The 23,580-nt window shown below is 40.8% G+C and carries 20 protein-coding genes and 2 pseudogenes; 17 read left to right on the plus strand and 5 right to left on the minus strand.

From position 1 onward, the window contains the following. Positions 1–115 precede the first annotated feature (115 nt). The 10 genes and pseudogenes from FOC32_RS08450 to FOC32_RS08495 all read left to right on the plus strand — a co-directional run. Positions 116–2,896, plus strand: coding sequence for a nitrate reductase (locus FOC32_RS08450; RefSeq protein ID WP_175966927.1), 2,781 nt, complete (start codon positions 116–118; stop codon positions 2,894–2,896). Continuing rightward, complete coding sequence (mobA, locus tag FOC32_RS08455; protein ID WP_175966929.1) at positions 2,893–3,531, plus strand: molybdenum cofactor guanylyltransferase; 639 nt, start codon at positions 2,893–2,895, stop codon at positions 3,529–3,531. The genes FOC32_RS08450 and mobA overlap by 4 nt, the downstream gene beginning before the upstream one ends. A gap of 135 nt (positions 3,532–3,666) precedes the next feature. Next, positions 3,667–4,719 carry a GTP 3',8-cyclase MoaA gene (moaA, locus tag FOC32_RS08460; RefSeq protein WP_175966931.1) on the plus strand — a complete coding sequence of 351 codons (1,053 nt, stop codon included), beginning with the start codon at positions 3,667–3,669 and terminating at the stop codon, positions 4,717–4,719. 1 nt (position 4,720) lies between these two features. Then, on the plus strand, positions 4,721–4,972 hold the full coding sequence (locus tag FOC32_RS08465) for a MoaD/ThiS family protein (protein WP_005234437.1): 252 nt from the start codon (positions 4,721–4,723) through the stop codon (positions 4,970–4,972). A gap of 1 nt (position 4,973) precedes the next feature. Next, positions 4,974–5,513: a molybdenum cofactor biosynthesis protein MoaE gene (locus tag FOC32_RS08470; RefSeq protein WP_175966932.1), complete on the plus strand. Its 540-nt coding sequence runs from the start codon at positions 4,974–4,976 to the stop codon at positions 5,511–5,513. A 49-nt stretch (positions 5,514–5,562) separates the two neighbouring features. Beyond that, positions 5,563–6,486 carry a bifunctional molybdenum cofactor biosynthesis protein MoaC/MoaB gene (moaCB, locus tag FOC32_RS08475; protein ID WP_175966935.1) on the plus strand — a complete coding sequence of 308 codons (924 nt, stop codon included), beginning with the start codon at positions 5,563–5,565 and terminating at the stop codon, positions 6,484–6,486. Next, positions 6,486–7,715 (plus strand): molybdopterin molybdotransferase MoeA, encoded by a 1,230-nt coding sequence (locus FOC32_RS08480; RefSeq protein WP_175966937.1) that lies wholly within the window; start codon positions 6,486–6,488, stop codon positions 7,713–7,715. The genes moaCB and FOC32_RS08480 overlap by 1 nt, the downstream gene beginning before the upstream one ends. A 14-nt stretch (positions 7,716–7,729) precedes the next feature. Continuing rightward, the gene (modA, locus tag FOC32_RS08485; protein WP_175966939.1) at positions 7,730–8,491 is read left to right on the plus strand and encodes a molybdate ABC transporter substrate-binding protein; all 762 of its coding nucleotides are present in this window, start codon (positions 7,730–7,732) and stop codon (positions 8,489–8,491) included. 26 nt (positions 8,492–8,517) lie between these two features. Beyond that, positions 8,518–9,201, plus strand: coding sequence for a molybdate ABC transporter permease subunit (gene modB, locus FOC32_RS08490; RefSeq protein ID WP_175966941.1), 684 nt, complete (start codon positions 8,518–8,520; stop codon positions 9,199–9,201). Position 9,202: 1 nt separating this feature from the next. Next, positions 9,203–9,361: pseudogene (locus tag FOC32_RS08495) on the plus strand (ATP-binding cassette domain-containing protein); the annotation flags it as partial. A 62-nt stretch (positions 9,362–9,423) separates the two neighbouring features. Here FOC32_RS08495 and FOC32_RS08500 read toward each other — a convergent pair. After that, a protein-coding gene (locus tag FOC32_RS08500; RefSeq protein ID WP_100834114.1) for an IS3-like element ISAba14 family transposase occupies positions 9,424–10,568 on the minus strand; the annotation gives its coding sequence in 2 pieces (ribosomal slippage) (positions 9,424–10,304 and positions 10,304–10,568; 1,146 coding nt in all). 75 nt (positions 10,569–10,643) lie between these two features. On the opposite strand from FOC32_RS08500, the pseudogene FOC32_RS08505 reads away from it, so the two are divergent. Then, positions 10,644–11,129 (plus strand): annotated as a pseudogene (locus FOC32_RS08505) (ATP-binding cassette domain-containing protein); the annotation flags it as partial. Here the strand turns inward: FOC32_RS08505 and FOC32_RS08510 are convergent. The 4 genes from FOC32_RS08510 to FOC32_RS08525 form a co-directional block, all read right to left on the minus strand. Next, complete coding sequence (locus FOC32_RS08510) at positions 11,119–13,671, minus strand: EAL domain-containing protein (RefSeq protein ID WP_175966945.1); 2,553 nt, start codon at positions 13,669–13,671, stop codon at positions 11,119–11,121. The pseudogene FOC32_RS08505 and the gene FOC32_RS08510 overlap by 11 nt on opposite strands. A gap of 150 nt (positions 13,672–13,821) precedes the next feature. Then, a complete protein-coding gene (locus FOC32_RS08515; protein WP_175966947.1) occupies positions 13,822–15,408 on the minus strand; it encodes a sensor domain-containing diguanylate cyclase in 1,587 nt (528 codons plus the stop codon). 338 nt (positions 15,409–15,746) lie between these two features. Beyond that, complete coding sequence (locus tag FOC32_RS08520; protein WP_175966949.1) at positions 15,747–16,493, minus strand: IS5 family transposase; 747 nt, start codon at positions 16,491–16,493, stop codon at positions 15,747–15,749. 279 nt (positions 16,494–16,772) lie between these two features. Continuing rightward, the gene (locus tag FOC32_RS08525; RefSeq protein WP_004783133.1) at positions 16,773–17,270 is read right to left on the minus strand and encodes a Dps family protein; all 498 of its coding nucleotides are present in this window, start codon (positions 17,268–17,270) and stop codon (positions 16,773–16,775) included. A 672-nt stretch (positions 17,271–17,942) separates the two neighbouring features. Here FOC32_RS08525 and katE point away from each other — a divergent pair. The 6 genes from katE to FOC32_RS08555 are packed head-to-tail and all read left to right on the plus strand — an operon-like array spanning position 17,943 to position 23,455. Continuing rightward, positions 17,943–20,066: a catalase HPII gene (gene katE, locus FOC32_RS08530; RefSeq protein ID WP_175966951.1), complete on the plus strand. Its 2,124-nt coding sequence runs from the start codon at positions 17,943–17,945 to the stop codon at positions 20,064–20,066. 57 nt (positions 20,067–20,123) lie between these two features. Continuing rightward, complete coding sequence (locus FOC32_RS08535) at positions 20,124–20,333, plus strand: hypothetical protein (protein ID WP_175966953.1); 210 nt, start codon at positions 20,124–20,126, stop codon at positions 20,331–20,333. 51 nt (positions 20,334–20,384) lie between these two features. Continuing rightward, the gene (locus tag FOC32_RS08540) at positions 20,385–21,368 is read left to right on the plus strand and encodes an acyl-CoA dehydrogenase (RefSeq protein ID WP_175966955.1); all 984 of its coding nucleotides are present in this window, start codon (positions 20,385–20,387) and stop codon (positions 21,366–21,368) included. After that, the gene (locus FOC32_RS08545) at positions 21,356–22,141 is read left to right on the plus strand and encodes a PIG-L deacetylase family protein (protein WP_175966957.1); all 786 of its coding nucleotides are present in this window, start codon (positions 21,356–21,358) and stop codon (positions 22,139–22,141) included. Before FOC32_RS08540 ends, FOC32_RS08545 begins: the two co-directional genes overlap by 13 nt. Further along, positions 22,131–22,745, plus strand: a complete 615-nt coding sequence (locus FOC32_RS08550; RefSeq protein WP_175966959.1) for a class I SAM-dependent DNA methyltransferase — start codon at positions 22,131–22,133, stop codon at positions 22,743–22,745. The genes FOC32_RS08545 and FOC32_RS08550 overlap by 11 nt, the downstream gene beginning before the upstream one ends. Then, positions 22,742–23,455 carry a glycosyltransferase gene (locus FOC32_RS08555; RefSeq protein ID WP_175966960.1) on the plus strand — a complete coding sequence of 238 codons (714 nt, stop codon included), beginning with the start codon at positions 22,742–22,744 and terminating at the stop codon, positions 23,453–23,455. The genes FOC32_RS08550 and FOC32_RS08555 overlap by 4 nt, the downstream gene beginning before the upstream one ends. Positions 23,456–23,580: the final 125 nt, after the last annotated feature.

The following is a 23,580-nucleotide window of genomic DNA, read 5'->3' on the forward strand; positions in this document are numbered from 1 at the left end:
TGGGGAGGATTAAAGCTTTTGAGACCAAGAAAAAATTTAAATCAAATCTGTAAAAGCTAGACATTTTAGATTTGGCGAGATAAGTGAATTTAGATGATTAAGGAGCACAGCAGCAATGAATAGTATCCCAGTAGTGGAACTGCATAGCTCCACAGAATTAAAAACTAAAACCACACAGACCACTTGCCCATATTGTGGCGTAGGTTGTGGTGTGACTGCACATGTAACGCCGACCACATCAGGCCCTAAAGTGACTGTTGAAGGTGATGCCAATCATCCTTCCAATTTCGGCAAGTTATGCATCAAAGGTAGTAATCTGGCAGATACTTTGGGACTGGAAACCCGTTTACTGCAGCCAATGCTGGGTCGGAAAGATCTGCGTGAAGTTACCAGTTGGGATACTGCAGTTTCGTCCATTGCCAATAAATTCCAGCAATGCATCGATCAATATGGCCGAGACAGTATTGCGTTTTATGTCTCAGGTCAGTTGCTGACCGAAGATTATTACGTGGTGAACAAATTCGTCAAAGGCTATCTCGGTACGGCGAATATTGATACCAATTCACGCCTGTGTATGTCTTCAGCTGTTGCTGCACATAAACGAGCTTTTGGTGAAGATCTGGTTCCAGCCAGCTACGAAGATTTTGAACATACCGATATGGTGGTACTGGTCGGTTCCAATACCGCTTGGTGCCATCCAGTGCTGTATCAGCGCATTATGAAAGCCAAGGAACAACGTGACCTGTTTGTAGTCGTGTTTGATCCGCGCTTTACCAGCACCTGTGAAGCAGCAGATTTGCATTTGCCAATTCTCCCGGGTCAGGATGTGGCGCTGTTTAATGGCTTATTACAGTACTTGCATCAGCATGGTTACGTTGATCAAGCATTTGTTGCTGCTCATACCCAGGGGCTGGAACAGGCTTTAACGAGCAGTTCTACTGAAGCTTCGATTGAGGATGTGGCTGAACGTACCGGTATTTCAGCAGTTAAACTCACTCAATTCTTTGAAAAATTTGCCCAGACAGACAAAGTAATAACGTTGTTCTCCATGGGCGTAAACCAGTCATCACGTGGCGTCGATAAAGCCAACAGTATTATTAACTGTCATTTGCTCACCGGTAAAATCGGCAAACTCGGTGCAGCGCCATTTTCCATGACCGGTCAGCCAAATGCGATGGGCGGGCGTGAAGTCGGTGGTCTAGCCAATATGCTGGCTGCACATCTGGATTTAGAAAATCCGGGACATCAGCAGCTGGTACAAAATTTCTGGCAAAGCCCGTATATTCCTAAACAAGCAGGACTGAAAGCAGTCGATTTATTCCAGGCCGTTGAAAGCGGCAAGATCAAGGCGATCTGGATTATGGCCACCAATCCGGTGGTCAGCTTGCCAGATGCAGATCAGGTCAAACGCGCCCTGGACAAATGTGAATTCGTGGTAGTGTCTGATATCTGTCAGGATACGGATACCACACAATATGCTGATGTCTTGTTACCTGCTTTAGGTTGGGGGGAAAAAGATGGCACCGTGACCAATTCAGAACGTCGTATTTCCAGACAGCGTGCTTTTTTAGATGCACCGATGCAAGCCAAAGCTGACTGGTGGGCGATCAGTCAAGTGGCTCAGAAGATGGGTTTCACAGGTTTTGATTTTAATAATAGCCATGACATTTTTCTGGAGCATGCCCAATTATCTGCCGAGCAAAACTCTGATTTAAGCCAGCGATCTGAAACGCCATATTTCCGCTATTTTAATTTAAAAGGCCTAACCGATTTAAGCCTAGCTGAATATGATGAACTGAAACCGGTACAGTGGCCAGTATGGAGAAAAGATCAGGCAGAAGATTCAGTAGCTCGACTCTATAGCGAAGGCCAGTATAGCCATGCAGATGGCAAAGCCAAATTCATTGCAATTTCAGCGGTCAATCCGGTTCATCAAACCTCTAGTGAATATCCTTTAATTTTGAATACTGGCCGGATTCGTGACCAATGGCATACCATGAGCCGTACCGGTTTATCGGCGAATTTGAGTACGCACCGTGCCGAACCTTACTGTGAAATTCACCCGAATGATGCACTAAAGTACGGGATTCAGGATGGTGAATTGGTTGAGGTGAAATCGCAGTGGGGCAATTGTGTCTTGCGTGCGACTATTAGTGACAATATCCGCCGTGGACAGGTCTTTGCCCCGATTCACTGGAATGATCAGGTCGCATCCGATGCCCGGATTGGCAAGGTGGTGAATCCGGTAGTGGATGCTATTTCGGGTGAGCCAGAATTCAAGCATACTCCGGTTATCATCCATCCATTTTATAGCCAGTGGCAAGGCGTATTTTATGTGCGTCAAGGCTTTGAAAAAATCGTACAGCCGTCGATTGAAGCCACCGTGTGGTGGACTAAAATCACTACCAGCAAGGCAATACGTTATGAACTGGCAGACCGGAAGAAATTTAGCTACACCACTGAGCATTTAAAAGAATTATTGCCATTTCAGGATGAAAGTTTTGAATGGCTGAATCTTGAAGATCAGACCGCCCACATCAGTCATAGCGTGATACTTCAGGATGGTCATGTGATTGCCAGTCTATATATTGCACCGAAGGCCTTATTGCCGAACCGCGACTGGGTGGCAAGTCTGTTTAAACGTGAACGTTTAAGTGCTATGCACCGTAAAGCCTTACTTGCTGGACAGCCGATGTCGATGGCAAATAATGAAGGTCCACTGGTGTGTAGCTGTTTTAAAGTCGGTAAAAACCGCATCATTGAAACCATTAAAACTAAAAATATTACGGATGAAAAACAGGTGACCGCATGTTTAAAAGCCGGAGGGAATTGTGGTTCGTGTTTACCTGAAATCCGTGGCCTGATTAAAACATGTCAATTGGAGACGGTAGAATGAAAAAAGGAGCCGAGAGAGAAAATAATAAAATAGCCTATCCACGTACTGATCTGGTGATTCTTGCGGGTGGACAGGCAAGACGCATGAATGGCATCAATAAACTATTGCAGAAATTCGATGACCAGATTCAGCTGATCAAGATTCACCAACAGCTGAAATTGAATGTTGCACAGGTCTGGATTAACAGCCATCGCGACTATTCCATTTACCAGAAACTTATTCCTAGTGTTCATTATTATCAAGATGATGAGCCAGGATTCCAGGGGCCGTTAATGGGCATGAAAAGTGCCTGGTCGCATGTACAGTCGGATTATGTGCTGTTTGTTCCTTGTGACCTAACTTATATTCCTTCCAGAGTATTGCTCAAGTTGCATCAGGCTCTAGCCAAAAACAATCTGGCTGAAGTGGCTTATGTGGAAATTAACGGTAAGCCACTTTATCCATTTTGTCTGGTCAAACGCAGCAGTCTGGCAACCTTGAATTTATATCTTGAACAGGAACAGCGCAGCCTTAAACACTGTTTTGCTGATTTGCACGCACAAGTGGCACGTTTTAAAAATCGTGCGCTATTTTTTCACAGTATTAACTCGCTGGATGAACTGCAACAGTATCAACAGCTCAAATTTCTGCACTAAAAACTGAATATTTTGCTTTTGGCACAAAGTTGGAACACTTATTGCAAATCTAATTATTACAAGATTGGGCGATTTAAGTTTCGCGCACTGTATATGTGCAACAACCCACCCAATGCCTGAAGATGGATGTTCAACATGAATATGATGACACAGCTTAAAAATGATGTCTTGTTTGTCGATCAATTCGGTCGTGGCAAGCGCAAGCTAAGGATTTCAGTGACCGATCGCTGCAATTTCAAATGTGTTTATTGTATGCCTGAACATCCAGAATGGATGAAAAAACACGATCTGCTCAGTTTTGAAGAGCTGTATCAGTTTTGCGATTTTATGGTGCGTCATGGTATCCAGTATATCCGCATTACTGGTGGTGAGCCTTTAATGCGTCAGGGAGTGGTTCATTTTGTTGAACAACTGCAAGCGTTGAAAAAGCTGGGATTACAACGTATTTCCATGACCACCAATGCGCATTACTTAAAACAATATGCACAAGCCTTAAAGCAGGCAGGACTGGATGACCTGAATATCAGCCTGGACAGTCTGGATGCTGATCAGTTTAAGCAGCTAACTCAAAAAGATTTGGCACCTGTGCTGGAAGGAATTCAGGCAGCACAAGCCGCTGGATTACCGATTAAGATCAATACCGTATTGATGCAGGGTATCAATGATAATCAGATCCTGCCATTAGCGCGCTGGTCAGTTCAGCAAAATATTGTCCTGCGCTTTATCGAATTTATGCCACTTGATGGTGATCACAATTGGTCTACTGAGCATGTAGTCAGTGAACAATACATTTTAGAAACTTTGGCGACCGAATTTAGGCTCACTCAAAAAACTAATAATGCTTCCCAATCAGCTTCGGAACCCGCACGCCAGTATTTGATTGATGGCCATCCGATTGGAATTATCTCAACTATTACTAACTCATTTTGTGGCAGCTGCGACCGCTTGCGATTGACTGCACAAGGTGAATTTTACAATTGCCTGTTTGCACCTCAAGGCTTGAATCTTAAAAATGAAATCAAATCACTAAATTCATCTACCGCTCTAAGTGAGTTGAATTTGTATGGCGCTTTATCCCGATATATCTGGAACAAAGAACAGGGCTTTCACGCCATAGAGCAGCACTTAAAAAATCAAAGTATGAATCAAAACAGCCGCAAAATTAGTATGCACATGATAGGAGGCTAAGATGTCACAGATCAGAATCAGAATTGAAGCCTTCGGTGCGGTAGAACGACAGTTACCGCAAGATCTCGAAATTATTTGTAAATCTCAAAGTACCGTATCTGAAGTTTTGAATCAGGTAGGACAAGATTATCCAGATGCATTTGGCATGATTGAACGCTGTGCCTGTGCCATCGGTGAAGACATCATTTCACGTCAGACACCTCTTAATGCTGACAGTACTTTGGTGCTGTTGTCACCTGTAGCAGGAGGCTGAAATGAGCGAATTCAAGCAATTTTCTAGGATACAAGAAACTGCTTTAAATCTAGAAAGTTTTGATCCGATCCAGTCTTTTCCTGAATGTGGTGGAGTCGGCGTATTTATCGGAACGGTACGCAATCACCATGAAGGTAAAGCGGTCAATGCACTGAAATATACGGCCTATGCACCTGTTGCAGAAAAAATGATTCGCCAGATTGAACAGGAAATCCAGGCCAAATACGGCGTGTCCTATGTGCGGGTGATTCATCGAATTGGGGCATTAGATATTGGTGAAAAAGCCATTATCGCGATTGCTTATGCTGCACATCGACGTGAGGCTTTTGCCGCTTGTGAGGAAGCAGTGGAGCGGGTTAAACATGAAGTGCCAGTCTGGAAAGAAGAGTTTTATATGGATGGCAGCAGTCAATATGTTGAGGGATGTTGTATCCGTAAAGATGTAGAAACTGCTCATACGCATCTTCATTCAGATGAGACGCATCAACATTGTCATCATGCCAAAGAGAATACACCATTCATCTATCAATGGCCGATATAAGTCAGAATAGACACACGTTTTAAGAAGAAATGAACTATAGGAACATGCAATGAAAAATGTCGGGATGAAAGCAGAAAGTTATCGGACTGCAGTAGCTACAGGGATTCTGCATGCACCGCCACATTGCATTGAATTATTACGGAATGGCAATACGGAAAAGGGTGATGCACTAAAGACAGCTCGCATTGCCGGGATTTTAGGGGCTAAACGTACTGATGAACTGATTCCGCTGTGTCATCCTTTACCAATTTATCGTGCAGATGTGGAGTATGAGCTGTGTGATGCGCATGTCGAAATTATTGCCACAGTAGAGACTATTGGTCCAACTGGTGTGGAAATGGAAGCCTTGACTGCCGTTAGTCTGGCTGGATTGACCCTTTACGATATGCTCAAACCACATTGTGAACCGGAAGATCTATGTCTGGATCAATGTAAATTACAAAAGAAAAAAGGCGGTAAATCGCATTTTACCCGTGTCTTAAAAGAAGCCTTGCCAGCATCCATCATTGTGCTTTCAGATACAGTCGCTGCCGGTAAAAAACCGGATACAGCAGGGCAAAATGTCCTAGAAATATTACAAGAAGCCAATTTTGAAAATATTGCCTATCAGGTAATTCCAGACGACCCTGAACAGTTATTGGCATTGGTTCATCAACAGAAAAATGACTACCCATTGATCCTGACTGTGGGTGGAACAGGCTTAGGTCCTAAAGATCTAACGGTTGAAACTTTACAGCCCTTACTGAAACGGGAAATTCCTGGACTCATGGAAGCTTCACGCAGTTTCGGCCAGAAACGAACGCCGTATGCGGCTTTAAGTCGTGGCGTTGCTGGCTATATTGATAACAGTTTGGTAATGACTTTACCGGGCAGCCGACAAGGAGCCAAAGAATCTTTAATTGCGGTACTACCAGCGTTGGTACATTTATTTGATGTGCAAAAAAATATTCCACATCAAGGCGGTTATCAATAATGTCTGGATGCGGAGCAGAACATGGTCTGATTACAGTCGATCAGGCTTTAGAATTAATTTTGCAGCATATTCAAGTGTTAGCAACTGAACGATTGAAGTTGAATCAGGCCTTAAATCGTTATCTGGCAGAAGATATTTATTCTGGGATTAATCTACCGTTATTTTCGCAAAGTGCCGTAGATGGTTATGCGTTGTGTACCCAATCTGCAATTGAACCAGAAAGTGGGTTTCAGCTTATCGGTGAAATTCGGGCAGGGCAACAGGATGAGCTGCAACTTCAGGATGGTCAGGCAGTCAGGATTTTTACTGGCGCTAAAATTCCCCTCGGGACTACTACGGTCGCACGTCAGGAAATCGTTCAAGCGATCGATTTATCCAGAATCAAAATTACGGAACAGCTTAAAGTTCATGCCGATATTCGCGATGTGGGCGAGGAAATTTCAGTCGGGCAATTATTAACCAACAAAGGTCAGCAACTGTCAGTCGGTGCAATTGCCTCTTTAAGCATGGCGGGGATCAATACTGTTGAGGTTCTTCAATATCCTAAAGTGGCTGTAGTTATTACAGGTGATGAAGTTGCTGAAAGTATAGAAGACTTTGTAGCGGGTAAAATCTTTGATGCCAACGGTCCCTTGATTGAAGCTTGGTTTCAGCAAGTCGGGCAGCAGGTTGAAATTTTTCATGTTGCAGATACTGAGGCGGCAGTACGGAATCTCATTCAAGAATTATCAGCAAGCCATGACCTGATTTTAACCACGGGTGGGGTATCTGTCGGAGATTATGATTTCATTCGGCCTGTAGCACTAAATTTAGGTTTCGAACAGATATTCTGGAAAGTAAAACAGAAGCCGGGCAAGCCGATGTTCTTTGCTCAGTTACAGCGCGATGATAGTTCACATTGTTATCTGCTGGGTTTACCGGGAAATCCCGCAGCAGTGTATGTGGGCATGCAGATATACACCGCAACTTTATTAAATGCCTTACAAGGACACAAATCTCAGCCGAACTGGTTTAATGCTGTACTCACCCATGATCTAAAAATGGATGCCAGAGAGCGCTTTTTAAGAATGTCCGCCAGTTTTGAGCAGTCGGTTTTACGAGTTAAAAGTCTGTCCAAACAGCAATCGCATATGCTGAGCAATCTCATGCAGGCCAATTGTCTGGTCCGCATTCCTGCGGGAGCAGTTTTATCTGAAGGACAGATTGTGCACGGTTTATTTATTCATTAAGGAACAGAATAATCATGAAAAAATCCCTATTTTTCTCGGTCTGCCTAGCCTCTATATTTTCAGCTGCACATGCAGATACTGTCAAAATTTATGCCGCAGCCAGTCTGACCAATGCCATCAGCGATATTGAAAAAATTTATGAAAAGCAACATCCTAAAACAGATGTTGTAGCGGTATTTGGTGCTTCATCAGCCTTGGCGAAACAGGTCGAAGCAGGGGCCAGCAGTGACCTGTTTTTCTCTGCAGATCTGGACTGGATGAATTATCTGGTCAAAAAGCAAATCGTTCAGGCCAATAAAGCCAAGCCATTATTGTTTAATCAGCTGGTGGTGATTAGCCCGAAAAATTTGAATATTCCTTTTAAACCCCAATCCAGTTTTAATTTCGCCAAAGCCTTTCAAGGACGATTGTGTACTGGACAGATGGAGTCAGTGCCTGCCGGGAAATATGCCAAGCAAAGTCTGACCAAACTGAACTGGCTAGATCAGTTAAAGGGGCGGATTGTGGGCACTGATGATGTTCGTTCAGCCTTGGCTTTTGTTGAACGTGGTGAGTGTGATGTGGGCATTGTCTATAAAACTGATGCCTTAATCAGCCAAAAAGTGAAAATTATTGGTACCTTCCCGGCAGATTCGCATCATCCGATTATTTATCCGATTGCGTTGACCAAACAGGGCGAAAAAAATGCGGATGCCATTCAATTTGAACAATTTATACAAAAAAGTACACAGGCCAAAGTCATCTTTCAAAAATATGGATTTAGGCTGAATCCCTAGACAATGACTGGAGAAATAACTGCAAGATGTTAAGTCTAGAAGAACTAAGTGCGCTATATCTGTCTGCCAAAGTGGCCAGCTTTGCAACCTTATTCTGCTTACCTTTTGCAGTAGCATTGGCTTGGGTTTTGGCCAGATATGAATTTCGGCTTAAGTTTGTGGTCGAAGCATGTTTGCAATTACCTATGGTGCTGCCACCCGTGGTCTTGGGTTATCTGCTTCTGGTGCTGTTTGGCAATCAAGGCATGATTGGCCAATATTTCAATACACTCGGACTGCAACTGGCATTTAACTGGAAAGGGGCAGTATTGGCCTCGATGATTGTGGCATTCCCATTGATGGTGCAACCGATTCGTCTGTCTTTTCAGCTCATGAATCAGCAACTTGAACACATCGCAGGTTCATTGGGCGCAGCACCGTGGAAAGTATTTTGGAGTATCAATTTACCTCTGGCGATTCCCGGTATGCTGATTGGCAGCATCTTGTGTTTTAGCCGCAGTCTGGGTGAGTTTGGCGCCACCATTACTTTTGTGGGAAATATTCCGGATGAAACCCGCACTATTCCCATCGCAATTTATTCCTTATTGCAACAACCAAATGGTGAAGAAATGGCGATGCGTCTGGTGACATTGTCTATTTTCTTGGCATTTACTGCCTTAATTGCCAATTATTTTATTTTGCAAAACTATCAACGGAAATTGGGAGGCTGAAATGTTGAAATGTGATTTTCAATATCAACAAGCCGATTTCGGGTTGAATATTAAACTGGAAATGTCGCAGCAACTATTAGGGATTGTCGGTACATCTGGAAGTGGAAAAAGTACTTTACTCAAAAATATTGTCGGACTATTAAAACCTGACCAAGGATATAAGAGGTGGTCCCACTTGTTTGAACAACTAAAAGCGTATTTATAAGTGATATTCCGCTCTAGTTAAGCCACCTTGTTTTGTTGGGGTAGCTGATCATAGTAAAACTCATTTGGTGTCATTTTGTCTAGACTCGAATGAGGTCGTTTCAAATTATAAAACTCAAAATATGCACTTAATTGCTTTTTCGCATCTGTGACACTGCTATAAGCTTTGAGATACACCTCTTCATATTTAACGCTCCGCCATAATCGTTCAACCATCACATTATCTACCCATCGACCTTTACCATCCATACTGATTTGAATGCCATTTGATTTCAATACATCAATAAATGCATCACTGGTGAACTGACTGCCTTGGTCTGTATTCAATATTTCAGGTGATCCATATTTTTCAATCGCTTCATTTAAAACCGAAATACAAAAATCCACCTCCATACTAATCGATACCCTATGCGCAAGTACCTTGCGGCTATGCCAATCAATCACAGCACATAAATAAACAAAGCCTTTTGCCATAGGGATATACGTTATATCCGTAGACCACACTTGATTACTGCGCTGAATAGCCAACCCTTTGAGCAGATATGGATATTTACGGTGAGCTTGATTAGCCTGGCTTAAATTTGGTTTGCAATATAACGCCTGAATACCCATTTTCTTCATTAAAGTACGTGTATGACGTCGTCCTATATGATGCCCTTGACGATTCAACAAATCACGCATCATACGACTGCCTGCAAAAGGATATTGCATATGTAATTCATCAATACATCGCATCAGCTTCAGATCTGATGAGCTAACAGGTTTTGGGCGATAATAATAACAACCACGGGAGACTTTCAGCAGCTTAGCTTGCTTAGATACTGAAATCTGAAGTGAGTCGTCGATTAACTTTTGTGGTTGAAGCGGCCCAGTTTCTTCAACACACCTTCTAAAAAATCAATTTCTAATGCCTGCTCACCGATTTTTGCATGTAACTTTTTAAGATCAATGGGGGGTTCTGATGGAGCTTTTGATTGATCGAAAGCTTGCGAGGAAGCTGAGATCAATTGATTTTTCCAGTCAATAATTTGGTTTTGATGAACATCAAATTCAGCACTCAATTCAGCAAGTGTTTTTTCTGCTTTAATCGCAGCAAGTGCTACCTTAGCTTTAAAATCATTTGAATGATTTCTTCTTGGTCTACGTGCCATAAAATACTCCATATATTGATGTTTATAACATCATTTGAGGAGCAGAATATCACTTATAGGAGTTGTTCAAATTTACGGATCCATCTCTATATTCAGTTTAATCAGCAGGACTTAATCAATACAGAAAAGAAAATTAATATTCCAATGCATCAGCGCAAGATTGCATTAGTTTTCCAGAATGCTTTGCTGTTTCCACATATGAACGTGCAGCAGAACCTATGCTATGCAGAAAAACTGGTATCTAGAGAAAATCGAAAATTCCAGTTTGAAGACATCGTAGAATTATTAGAATTAAAACCTTTAATATATCGTAGAGCACATCAGCTCTCAGGTGGAGAAGCGCAGCGCGTTTCTATCGGCCGAGCATTACTGTCTTCACCGAATCTTTTATTGCTGGATGAACCTTTAACAGGCCTGGATCAGCAGTTAAAACAACAGATTTTACCTTTTCTAAAACGGATGAAAGATGAGTTAAATCTACCCATGATTTATGTGACCCATCATTTAGAAGAGTTAGCTTACTTAGAAGCTAAAACTGTACAGTTCAAACAGGGCATATTAATCAGGAACTGATTAACTCCAGCTGATTGAGACGGGCAGGTTTTGCATAGTAAAAACCTTGCAGATAATCACAATGATGCGACTTTAAGCACTCAGCCTGTGCAGGATTTTCAATTCCTTCCGCAACAACTTCCAGATCCAGCTTATGCGCTAGGGTAATCATAGCTTCAATAATTGCCTCATCTCGTGGATTGCCGGGTAAATGCTGGACAAAGCTGCGATCCAATTTGATCTCATCAATCGGTAAGCTACGTAAATAACTTAAACTCGAATAACCAGTGCCAAAGTCATCTACCGACACTTTAATACCCAAAGCCCGGACATTTTTTAAGATCTCAATCGACTTATCACCGCTAGCAATCAACATACTTTCAGTTACTTCCAGTTTTAGTAACTCATGAGGGAATTCAATTTCTGCTAATAATTGCTGTAGATCGCTCAGGAACCCGCTTCTTTTAAACTGTAAAGGAGATAGATTGATGGCAACCGAAATTTGAGTCTCATGCTGCATATTCCAGGCTTTAACTTCCTCGCAAGCCTGTCTAAGTACCCATTCGCCAATCGAGACAATTTGCCCGGTTCTTTCTGCAAAAGGAATAAAATCGGCAGGAGAAATAAAGCCTTTTTCTGGATGTTGCCAGCGAATCAAAGCTTCCAGACATTTGACCTTACCCGTTTCACTGTCCAAAATCGGCTGATAAAACAGTTTAAACTGCTGTTCATGCAGAGCGACCATCAGTTCATGACGAAGCTGTACATAATCTACCTTCGGTAAAGGCTCTTTCGTGAAATTATACCAGTGCCAGGTATTACCCCCTTCGGCATTGGCGTCACGCATGGCATCTTTAGCAGCATTGATAAACTGCTTAACACATTTAATGTCTGGATCAGCATCAGCCACACCAATACTGGCACTCAGGTGAATATCATAGCCATCCACATGGAAAGGTTGAGATAATCCGGCGATGATTTCTTCGGCACGTACAGCGACTTGCTTGAGATCAATCATTTGAGTTAATAAAATTGCAAACTCATCTCCTGAAAATCTGGAAATCACATCTTCAGGCTGCAGATTTTGACTCAGACGATTGCCCACCAGTTTTAAAATTTTATCGCCAATATCATGACCGAGACTTTGATTCAAAGGTTCAAAATCATCCAGATCCAGATATAAAAGCACCAGATTTGTAGAACCTGTCTGAGCTAAATGCAGTTTTTCCTGTATCACTTCTTCAAACAGCTTATTGTTAATAAAGCCGGTTAAATGGTCATGTGATTCCTGATAAGCGATTAGTTCTTGCTGGGCAACATGCTGACTCACATCCTGTTGAATGGCAATAAAATGAGTGCATTTATGATTTTCATCAAAGACCGGGCCGAGATTCAGCTTGTTCCAGAACCAGTGTCCATCCTTACGATAATTTTTCAGGACAATCTTGATTTCAGATTTATTCTGAATGGCTTCGCTGATTTGCTGGACGCTTTCCGCTGAAGTATCGGGTCCCTGCAAGATGCGGCAATTTTTCCCTTTGAGTTCTTCCAGGCTATAACCGGTAATCTGCTCAAAGGCCGGATTAACATATTCAATAGGCTGGTCATTTTCTGCCGAAGTTAAAATAATGCCATGCGGATTTGCATCGACACTACGTTTCATTAAGCGCAGCATTTCATTGTTTTGATAGCGTTCAGTAATGTCGCGTGCCACGCTAAAGATACCGACAATTTCCTCATTCACTTTAATTGGCAAAAAAGTTAAATCGAGCCAGTATTTCTGTCCTGCCGAGTTATGTGCCTGAACTTCAAGGTGTCCAGTCAAACCATGCTTGGCCTGCTCAAAGGCTTCTAAGGCAAGAGGGCGATGTTCAGGTTCAATAAAATGGTCAATTTTAGTTCCGATATGCGATTTAACACCAACTTCGTTAAAAAACTTGGTGGCCAGATTGGCATCTACAATATTGCCATCCAGATTGTGCTCAAAAATTGCATCGGGATGAAAAGAGAAAAATGACTGATATTTATCTTTGAGTTGATTTCGTTTTTTGCGTTCTTCATACAGCTCAAAGGTTAAGGCGATCAGCGAAGCTGCATATTGCAGCAGGTCAATTTCATTGGGAGTAGGAGACTTGATCGAACGATAATACGTACCAAAAGAGCCAAAAAGTTTGCCACTCCCATGGGCAATTGGTACGGACCAGCAGGCTCTTAAACCATTTTGTTTAACCAGATCTTTATATGCGACCCAGTTTGGATCATTGAGTAAATCCTCACAGACCACTAAACGACGATGATATGCAGCTGCACCACAAGCGCCTACATTCGGACCGATTTTTAGATCCTTTAAAGCGGCTATATATTCTCTGGAAAAATAGGCTGGTTCTTTTATTAAATTAAGCGTTTGTTCCTGTTCCGAATACAACATGACAGATACCAACGCATCCGGAATTTTATCTCCTAACCATGCGGTAATCGCATCTATGATATCCTCTAAGGCAGCAGCTTGACCAATCAGATTAAAAATCTCTTGGCTGGTGCCTCCATTATAAAAAGAAGTCATATTGTATCCTTAAGTATAAACCTCTATATAAACCTAGAAGTATTAGAGAAATTATACTGTTTTTTGGAATTAAAGATCTAAACGCTATAACACAATAACAAAATAATATATTTAAATTATCTACTTAATAACTGTATAAAAATATTATTACTAGGCACTTTTTTCACCTGTCACCACACGATTTCTCCCTAAATGTTTGGCTTGATATAAATTTGTATCTGCTTGTTTTAAAACTTCTTTAATATCAGAAGAAGTTAAAGGCCAGTGTGCAATACCAAGTGAGGCAGTCACTACACCAACTTCTAGTAAATAAGTCGATGCCAGTTTGTGCCTTAATCTTTCAGCAATTTTAGTGGCTTGTGAAATCTCTTTAACTGGCGCAAGAATAATAAACTCTTCACCGCCGACCCGACAGCAAATATCCTGTTCACGAAAACTTTCCCGAATGAATCCGGCAACTTTGGTTAATACCACATCACCCATATCATGCCCATGACGATCATTAATTTTCTTGAAATAGTCAATATCTAAAACCACCACAGCAAAATAAATTTTATTGCTAATCAAATCATTTAAAAATAGTTCAAAGCCACGGCGATTATAAAAGCCGGTTAAAGGATCGGTTAAAGTGTCCTGTTTAAGTTCTTCGATTTCCTGATTAAAAACGTTTACACTAGATAATAGGGACTTCTTGAATTTAAAAACTTCAAAATACCAAGGCTTAATATGATTAATCTTTTCAGTGATACCTGGATCATTCAAATGACTTGCCATTTTGGCAAGATCATTTAATGGAGAGGTAATAAATTTTGAAATACGCCAGATGATTAAAAAGATAATAATATAGATAACAAAAATTGTGCCAATCACTTTGTAGGCAAGAAGACGGGCTTGGGCGAATAAATCTTCTGTAGGCTGCTGAAACACCACGGTCCAGTTAGTCGTAGGAATTTTTGCAAAACTTACTAGTTCGCTAACTCCCATATCGTTGTTTAATTTTATTTTTCCTGAGCTATGAGACTCCATATAAGCTAAACCGGTATTGTGTTGGAATGTTTTTCCAATTCTCTCTCTTTCTGGATGATAAATAATTTTATCTTCTTTATCAAAAACATATAAATAGCTATTTTTATAACCATAATTTTCGCTTAAAAGTGTCTTTAATAAGGATTCTTCATGTAAATAGATAAACCCTGCAATAAAGCCTTGGTATTTATTATTCTGATCAAAGATGGGAAAACTAACCAGGACGACCAGATTACCTTTTAATGAATAATAGGGTGAGGAAATATAAGGCTTCTTTGATTCGAGTGATTTGCTAAAGCCCAAAGACCGGATAATCGCAACTTTATCTAATTTCAAGGTTTCAGGCGCATATTCGATGACATGACCATCTGCATCGCTGATCAAAACACTGCTAAAAGAATTAGATTGTTGAATCAATCTGTTTAATTCAGTTTTTAATAACTGCTCATTATGAAAGCCATTCTTAATAATATTGGCACTGAGGCTTAAATCATTAAATATATTTTTAAAATATAAATCAGAAATAGAAGCAACTTTAGCTGCATACTCATAATTAGTTGCAAGAGAATTATTAATCAGTTGCTGTCGGTGAATTACATTGCTCACAATCAATGTAATTGAAAAAAGAATCACCAGACTCACAAGTAAAAGGATTAAAATCAATTTACGTAAATTAAGTTTGAGTGAAATGAGCAACTTTTGAACACTCATAACTTAATCCCCTAAATCTTTCAGAAATACAAAATGTATACAATATATTTCAATAATTATATTATGTGATGTGGTTCTCTATTTTAGATGAATAATATTCAGTTTGTAAGCATTTTTGAAGCTTAATCTGTTGCTTATTTTGTAAGCAGAAATGGTTTGGTCCATTTTTTCAATATATTTAAAAGATATGGAAAAAGACTAAGATCAAAAAAATAATAAAATACTGATTTAGTAAAAATTATATTTTTATAATATAAGAAAATTTTATTTAAAAGCTAAATTTTCTATCTAGCCTAATATAATTAGGGTCTGTTGACATTTACTGTTCATAATTAAACCTATAAAGGTAGCCATAAAAATATACAGGCTAAGGCAACAGCACTTTGATAATTTCTTTTGAGCTTGTCATATCGGGTAGCTATTCCTCTAAATTGCTTTAATCTACAAAACATATTTTCAACTAAATGCCTGATTTTATATAAATACCAGTCCATATGATCATTGTTCGATTGGCTATTTATTTTCTTTGGTATATTCGCTTTTGTCCCTGTTTTTCTGATCTGTTCACGCAGTGGTTCTGAATCATAGCCTTTATCTGCGCAGACCACTTTTGTCTCTTTTAAATCTAATGTTGATATTAAATCAGGTGCAACTTTGACATCATGTGTGGTTCCATCGGTAATCATGAAATCAACAGGATTGCCATTTGCATCAACAATCAAATGTATTTTTGAGGAGTTTCCTCCTACACTTTTAGAAATGGATTGATTCGCTATACCGGCAGAATGTTGATGAGCACGTACGTGAGAGCCATCAATAAAAATCCACTCCATATCGGGGCATGATGCTAATAATTTGAATAATCTAAGCAACTTACCGCTGCTTGACCAACGATTAAAACGTTTGAAAATAGAATTGGAATGACCAAAACAAGAAGGAATATCTCGCCACGGACAGCCTGTTCTAATTCTATAGAGAATAGCTTCAATAAAATTACGTAAATTTGAGTTGTGATGAATAGATAAATTACGCAAACTAGTTTTCAACTTTTGCCAGTGTTGATCTGTCAGCATGGTACGAGGCATAGCGAATAGTAAAATTGGGTTTGGCGATTTGATTTTACTACTTCGCTATTTTTTAAGCTAAAAGTGTCAACACACCCTAAATAGATAATAAATAAAGATTTATTGATTAAAAAATAATCTTTTAAAAGGTAAATATTTATTTTTCAAAGCCTTCACTATAGGGTGAAAGGTGGGATAAATAAGTGCTCAAAAGGATATCAATTAAATTTGAACACTTATTCATTTTAGGAAAAGCTAATTTTCTGATTTTACAGTTGTTTTCTCAATGAGAAAAATTAATTACTCTAAAGTACTTCTTAACATCCAGGCTGTTTTTTCATGCACATCAAGACGTTGCGTGATTAAATCTGCAGTCGGTTGATCGTTGACTTCATCAACAACTTCAAAAAGATTGCGTGCGGTACGAGCTACCGTTTCATGAGCATTTACCAATAAACGCAACATTTCTTGGGCATCTGGTACACCTTCTACTTCTTTAATAGCAGTCAGCTTAACAAATTGCTGGTAAGTGCCGGGTGCGGCAAAGCCTAAGGCCCGGATACGTTCTGCAATCAGATCAAGAGCATTCCACTGTTCGGTATATTGGGTCATAAACATGCTGTGCAGACTATTGAACTGTGGTCCGGTGACATTCCAGTGAAAGTTGTGGGTCATTAAATAGAGGGTATAGCTGTCTGCCAATAATTTAGATAGACCTTCGACGATTTTGGCACGGTCTTCGTAAGAAATACCAATATCAATTTTCATAGCTTTAGCATTTTTTTCTGAAGAGCCCATGTTTTACTCCTTAACAATTTTGTAGAGAGATATCTTTTAAAATAGAAGTTTGCCAGTCATGGTTGAAAAGATAGGAAATCTTGGCAACATGACCTTTTATATGAAATAGATTTTTGCCACTATTTATATGTGGAAATAATTTAAGTACTTCTGAGTTATGAGTTATATAGTTTATAGGACGGGCAAAGATATAAGTTTAGGCGTTCTGTATAGCCTGGTGACAGGATTGTAACTGTATAAAGAAATTAATTTTACCTTATAAAACTCAAATGTCTGGATCAGTTTTTTTAAAAAATTGTTTTCACTTTTAGATGATTAAGCCTTTATTTCATGATTTTATCTTTTAGTAAAAACTATCAGCTTTAAATTTTTCGAACTTTGTGATCGTTACTCGGTAAAAAAAACTGTGTAGTTAAGAAAAATAACAGAACTGTGCCTTTATTAAACAAGCCACTACAAAGACTCAGCAATGTATTCGTCAAATCTCGTTATGTTAGGGATACAGACGAAATCAATAAAAAGATTTTCATACTCAGCAACAGCTCACCATATACAGATAAAAGTGGAACTTTATTTTTCTGTAAAAACGGCAAGATGTTGAATAAAACTCAAGCGAATTTGAGATAGGCAAAAAAAGACTTTACTAAACTCAAGATCAGCAAGGAAAATGTCATGAAAATTAAGGCGAACAGTCCAGCCACAGGTAAAAATGGTTTAGATAAGCAGAATACCAATAAAAAAAGTGAGCAGCTTGATGCATATCGTAGCGACTCAACCGAACAGACACTGACTACCAACCAAGGTGTCAAGATTTCGGATAACCAGAACAGTCTAAAAGCGGGCGTTCGTGGGGCAACTTTAATGGAGGATTTTATTCTCCGTGAAAAGATTACCCATTTTGATCATGAGCGTATTCCAGAGCGAATTGTGCATGCACGTGGTGTTGGGGCACATGGTTTTTTTGAAGCTTATCCAGGCAATGAAAAATGGACTAAAGCCGGGTTTCTAACCAATACCGGTGCTCAGACTCCAGTCTTTGTTCGATTCTCTACAGTACAAGGTCCTCGCGGTTCAGCAGATACGGTACGTGATATTCGTGGTTTTGCGACCAAGTTTTATACGGATGAAGGTAACTTCGACTTGGTGGCTAATGATGCGCCAGTATTCTTTATTCAGGATGGCATCAAGTTTCCTGATTTTGTCCATGCGCTGAAACCTGAACCACAAACCGAGATTCCATCAGGTGCGTCAGCACATGATACTTTCTGGGACTTTGTCTCTCTTGTACCTGAATCTGCACATGCGGTGATGTGGGCAATGTCGGATCGTGCAATTCCACGTAATTTACGATCTATTCAAGGTTTTGGTGTGCATACCTTCCGTTTAATTAATGCTGAAAATAAAGCTGTTTTTGTGAAGTTCCACTGGACGCCTAAACAAGGTCTGACACAGCTGGTATGGGATGAAGCGCAAAAACTGGCAGGTAAGGATCCGGATTTCCATCGTCGTGACCTATATGAAGCAATTGCTTCAGGTAATTACCCGGAATGGGAATTAGGTGTACAGATCGTTCCTGAAGAAGATGAAATGAAATTTGATTTTGACTTGCTGGATGCAACCAAAATCATTCCGGAAGAACTGGTTCCAGTGACTCCAATTGGCCGTATGGTGTTGAACCGTAATGTTGATTATTTCTTTGGTGAAACTGAGCAGGTAGCCTTCTGTCCAGGGCATGTTGTACCAGGCATTGACTTTACCAATGACCCGCTACTACAGGCACGACTGTTCTCTTATACTGATACTCAGCTGAGCCGCTTGGGTGGTCCAAACTTCCATCAGATTCCAATTAATAAGCCGGTTTGCCCATTCCATAACAATCAGCGTGATGGTTTGCATCAACGTCTTATTCACACCGGACAGGCCAACTACGAACCAAACTCGATTGATGACAACTGGCCAGCTGAAGCACCAGGTGTGACTCAGGCAGGTGGTTTCGAAAGCTATCAGGAGCGTATTGACGGTCATAAAATCCGCCAGCGTAGTGAGTCCTTTAACGATCACTTCACTCATGCCCGTTTATTCTATCAAAGCCAGGCACCGCATGAGCAGAAGCATATTATTGATGCCTATGTCTTCGAACTGAGTAAAGTACAGCGCCAAAATATCCGTGAACGTGAAGTGCTTGAAGTGCTGTGCAATATTGACTTGACGCTGGCTCAACAGGTCGCGGATCAATTAGGTATTGAAATCCCAGCTGAGAAAAAAGCTGCCAAACTGCCTGATGTACTGATTTCTAAGCGTCTGTCTTTTGAAGCGTTTAAACCTGCCGATATTAAGGCACGTAAAATCGCGATTCTGGCACATGACAAAGCCAATGAAGCCAGTATTAAAGCTGTACAGGCTTGGGCTGAATCAGAGAGTGCTGTGGCTGATGTGTTAACACCTCGTCCAGGACCAGTTCTGAGCCAGCAAGGTACAGTGATCTCATCTGATGGTATGCAGAAAGCTGAACCGTCGATTGCCTATGATGCTGTAGTCATTGTCGATGGCGATAACTATGACATGGTGCTGAAAGATGGTATCGCGACTCACTATCTGCTTGAAGCTTATAAGCATCTGAAACCGATTGTATTTCTGGGAGATAAAGGTCAGCTGATTGAAGATCTAAAACTGATCAGTGATGAGGGTACTTTAGCAAATTCTCAATTCGATACTGTGCAAGATAGCTTCAAGACCTTGATCATGAATCATCGTGTTTGGGCGCGTGAATTGATCTCAGAAACTATTCCTGCATAAATACTATGAGAATAGAAACTTCGGCTTCTATTCTCTATTTCAAGGAATAAAAAGTTTATGGCGAGACCAGATCCTAAAAAATTACTGGCACAGATACAAAATGCGCAATGGAGTAGGGAGCACGATATTTATCTGATCGAACATAACCATCTACCCATGAGTCAACTTAGAGAAAAATTGCCTTTTAGTGAAGAAGAAATTATGGCACGCCGTAAGGTACTAGGACTAATGACCCGTTTAAAACAGATGAAAAGACTTTTTCCTTAACTGGCTTTCATCAAATGACCACAATATCGATATTTTTGAGGAAGCACTTTTATGGACCTCAGTTCAATATTAGAAAGATTTAAAAATTCATCATTAGAACCTAAAGAAAATATTCAAACGACTTTGAAGGAACTGGTGCAACTTTCGGATCAGGTTCCTTTTCCTGCATCAGGGGAAACTTTAAAACGCTGGCAAATTTTAAGCCAGATCTCGGCAACCAATTTAAGTCTGGGCAAAATATTTGAGTCGCATCTGGATGCAATTGCGATTCTGCATGAATTAAATATTCCGGCACATCCTCATCAGCTTTGGGCAGTCTGGGCAGCAGAAGGCGGGCCTCAACCATTGCAGCTGAATGAAGATAAGCTGACTGGCATTAAGACCTGGTGTTCCGCTTCTAGCTGGGTAGAGGCAGGCTTACTGACTTATCAGGATGAACAAAATTACTCTCAATTGCTAATTGTAGATATGAAGCAGCCCGGTATTCAGCATGATCATACTGTCTGGCAAGCTGTGGGAATGCAGCATACATCCACTGCACAGCTAGAATTTAATCAGGTTCCTGTCAAAAAAGTCGCTGATCCACATGCATATCTGGATCGGGTAGGATTCTGGCATGGAGCAGCAGGCGTTGCTGCTTGCTGGTATGGTGCGACAGTAGCTCTTGCTGAATATCTGCAGCAGGAACAGTTAAGAAAACCGCATATGTATAAAGCCATGTATCTGGGTGAAATCAGCTGTGATCTTTTAGCTACTCAGGCTTTGTTTTATCGGGTTGCAGAATTGATTGACCAGCAACCCAAATTTCCTCATCAACTTCAGATTCAGGCTTTGCGCGCGCAGGTTGAAGCCACTGCATTAAATGTACTGAACCAGGTTGGAAAAGCGCTTGGCGCAGCGCCTTATTGTACCAATTCTTATTTTGCCCAGCTCGCAGCAGATCTACCGGTATTTATCCGTCAAAGCCATGCTGCCTTTGATCTTGAGCGTATTGGAGAGCTAAGCGCACAGGAGGAAGAACTATGGGCACTTTAAAACATGAGATTGTCGAAGATCGTGTGATCCATGGGGAAGGGACGCGGGTAGAAGAATGGCGTAACTGCGAAATATTACAGCAGATGCCAGAATTTGATATTTCCAGTGTAATTCCTGCAGATGCCAGAGTCTGTATTGTGGCACCGCATCCGGATGATGAAATTCTGGGATGTGGTGGACTGATGCAACGTTTGGATAAACTCGGCTATAAGATTGTACTGTTTGCAGTAACTAATGGTACGGCCAGCCATCCCGGTTCGAGTCTGTATACGCCAGAAGAACTGAACCAGATTCGTCCAGCAGAAACGCGTCAGGCTCTGGAAGAATTGTCCTTAGAACAGCCGGTTCTTCGGATTGCTTTGGATATTCAGGATGGAAAAGTGGCCGAGCAGCAAGGTTTGCTCAAACAGCAATTGCATTCGTATTTGCAGCCTAATGATATATTGGTCACGACTTTTGTTCATGATGGGCATCCAGACCATGAAATAACTGGTCAGGTCGTCCAGCAGCTCGCGACTGAGTTACAGTTACCTTATATTCAAGTTTTAATCTGGGCATGGCACTGGGCCACACCAGGAGATACTCGAATTCCGTGGGCTGTTGCGCACAAACTCAGGCTGACAGATGAAGAATTAAAATGTAAAGCCCGAGCTGCACGATGTTTCAAGAGTCAGATTGAGAATGACCCGACGACAGAACAGGCACCGATTGTCCCTGAACATGCATTGGAGCGTGTTTTACAGCCATGGGAGGTTTATCTGTATGAACAGTAAATCAACTTATGATCATGCCTATTTTGATGCTTTATATGCGCTGAATCAGGGAGATCCATGGCATTATGAACAGCGCTGGTATGAACAGCGTAAACGTCAGATTTGTAAAGCGCTCTTGCCCAAACTGCATTTTGAATCTGCCATAGAAATCGGTTGCAGTAATGGCATGCTAAGTCAGGAACTAGCTCCTCATACCGGAGAACTCATCTGTCTGGATGCCAATACGACAGCGATCCAGCTAGCGCAACAACGTCTGCAAGATTATTCCCATGTCAGTTTTGTCCAAGGCATTGTTCCGGAAGACTTGCCAGAGCGTAAGTTCCAGCTAATTGTACTGAGTGAGGTTTTATATTATCTGGATCAGGCCGCTTTAGAGAAATTGACCCACTGGCTGCAGCATGCCCTTGATGCAGAAGGCTGTATTCTGGTTTGTCACTGGCGGGCACCGATTTCAGGTTTTAGCTTTACTGGTGATGATATTCATGACCATCTAAATACTCACCTGCCTTATAAAAAATGTTCACAACTTCAGGAACCTGATTTTCTGGTTGATGTCTGGATAAATAGCCCACAGTCTGTGGCAGAGCAAGAGGGGCTTAAATGAATAAAATTGGTGTGGTCATTCCTGCCTGTAATGAAGAAGCCTATATAGAACGTTGCCTGCTGGCCTTAAAAAAAGCACAATTTGAATTTTATCAATACCTTGGTTCATCTGGAAATATTCCCGAGATTAAGATTTTAGTTGTCTTAGACAGTTGTACCGATCAAACCGCGATCAAAACGGTGCAACTGGGGGTAGAAGTCATTAGTTGTGACTTTCGTTCGGTGGGTAAGACCCGTCATTTAGGAATTCAAAAAGTAATTGAACAAGGATGCGACTGGATCTGTTGTACCGATGCGGATTCATGTGTTCAGGAGGACTGGTTCAAAACCATGTGGCAGCACCAACCCACTGACGCAATTTGTGGGGTCGTTGAAGTAGACGAATGGAAAAATTTTAGCGTGGAAGCCCGATTGAAATATTTAGGTCACTATCAGGACAAAATGGATCATCGCCATATTCATGGTGCAAATTTATGTTTTAAAACAAGTATATATAATGATTTTAATGGGTTTCGCCAGCTAGATTGTCATGAAGATGTCGACTTTGTTCGCCGTTTACAACAGGCAGGAGTCGACATTACCTGGTCCAATCAATTGAGGGTAGCGACCAGTAGTCGACTACAATCAAAAGTTGCTGAAGGTTTCGCCTGTTTTTTACAAAATCTTGAGTTACAGGAAGCAATGAAAAAACCGATTAGCGTATACAAATAAAACTATAAAATTATAAATTTTATACAATCAATTACTTGTAAAAAATTTAAAAATTCATCTCTAAAAGCTATTTCATTTAGAAAAATTCTGTTTATAATTCACACAAATTAAGCCCTGCTACTTAT

Origin of the sequence: Acinetobacter sp. FDAARGOS_724, from assembly GCF_013364475.1 — a bacterium.
GTDB lineage: Bacteria > Pseudomonadota > Gammaproteobacteria > Pseudomonadales > Moraxellaceae > Acinetobacter > Acinetobacter variabilis.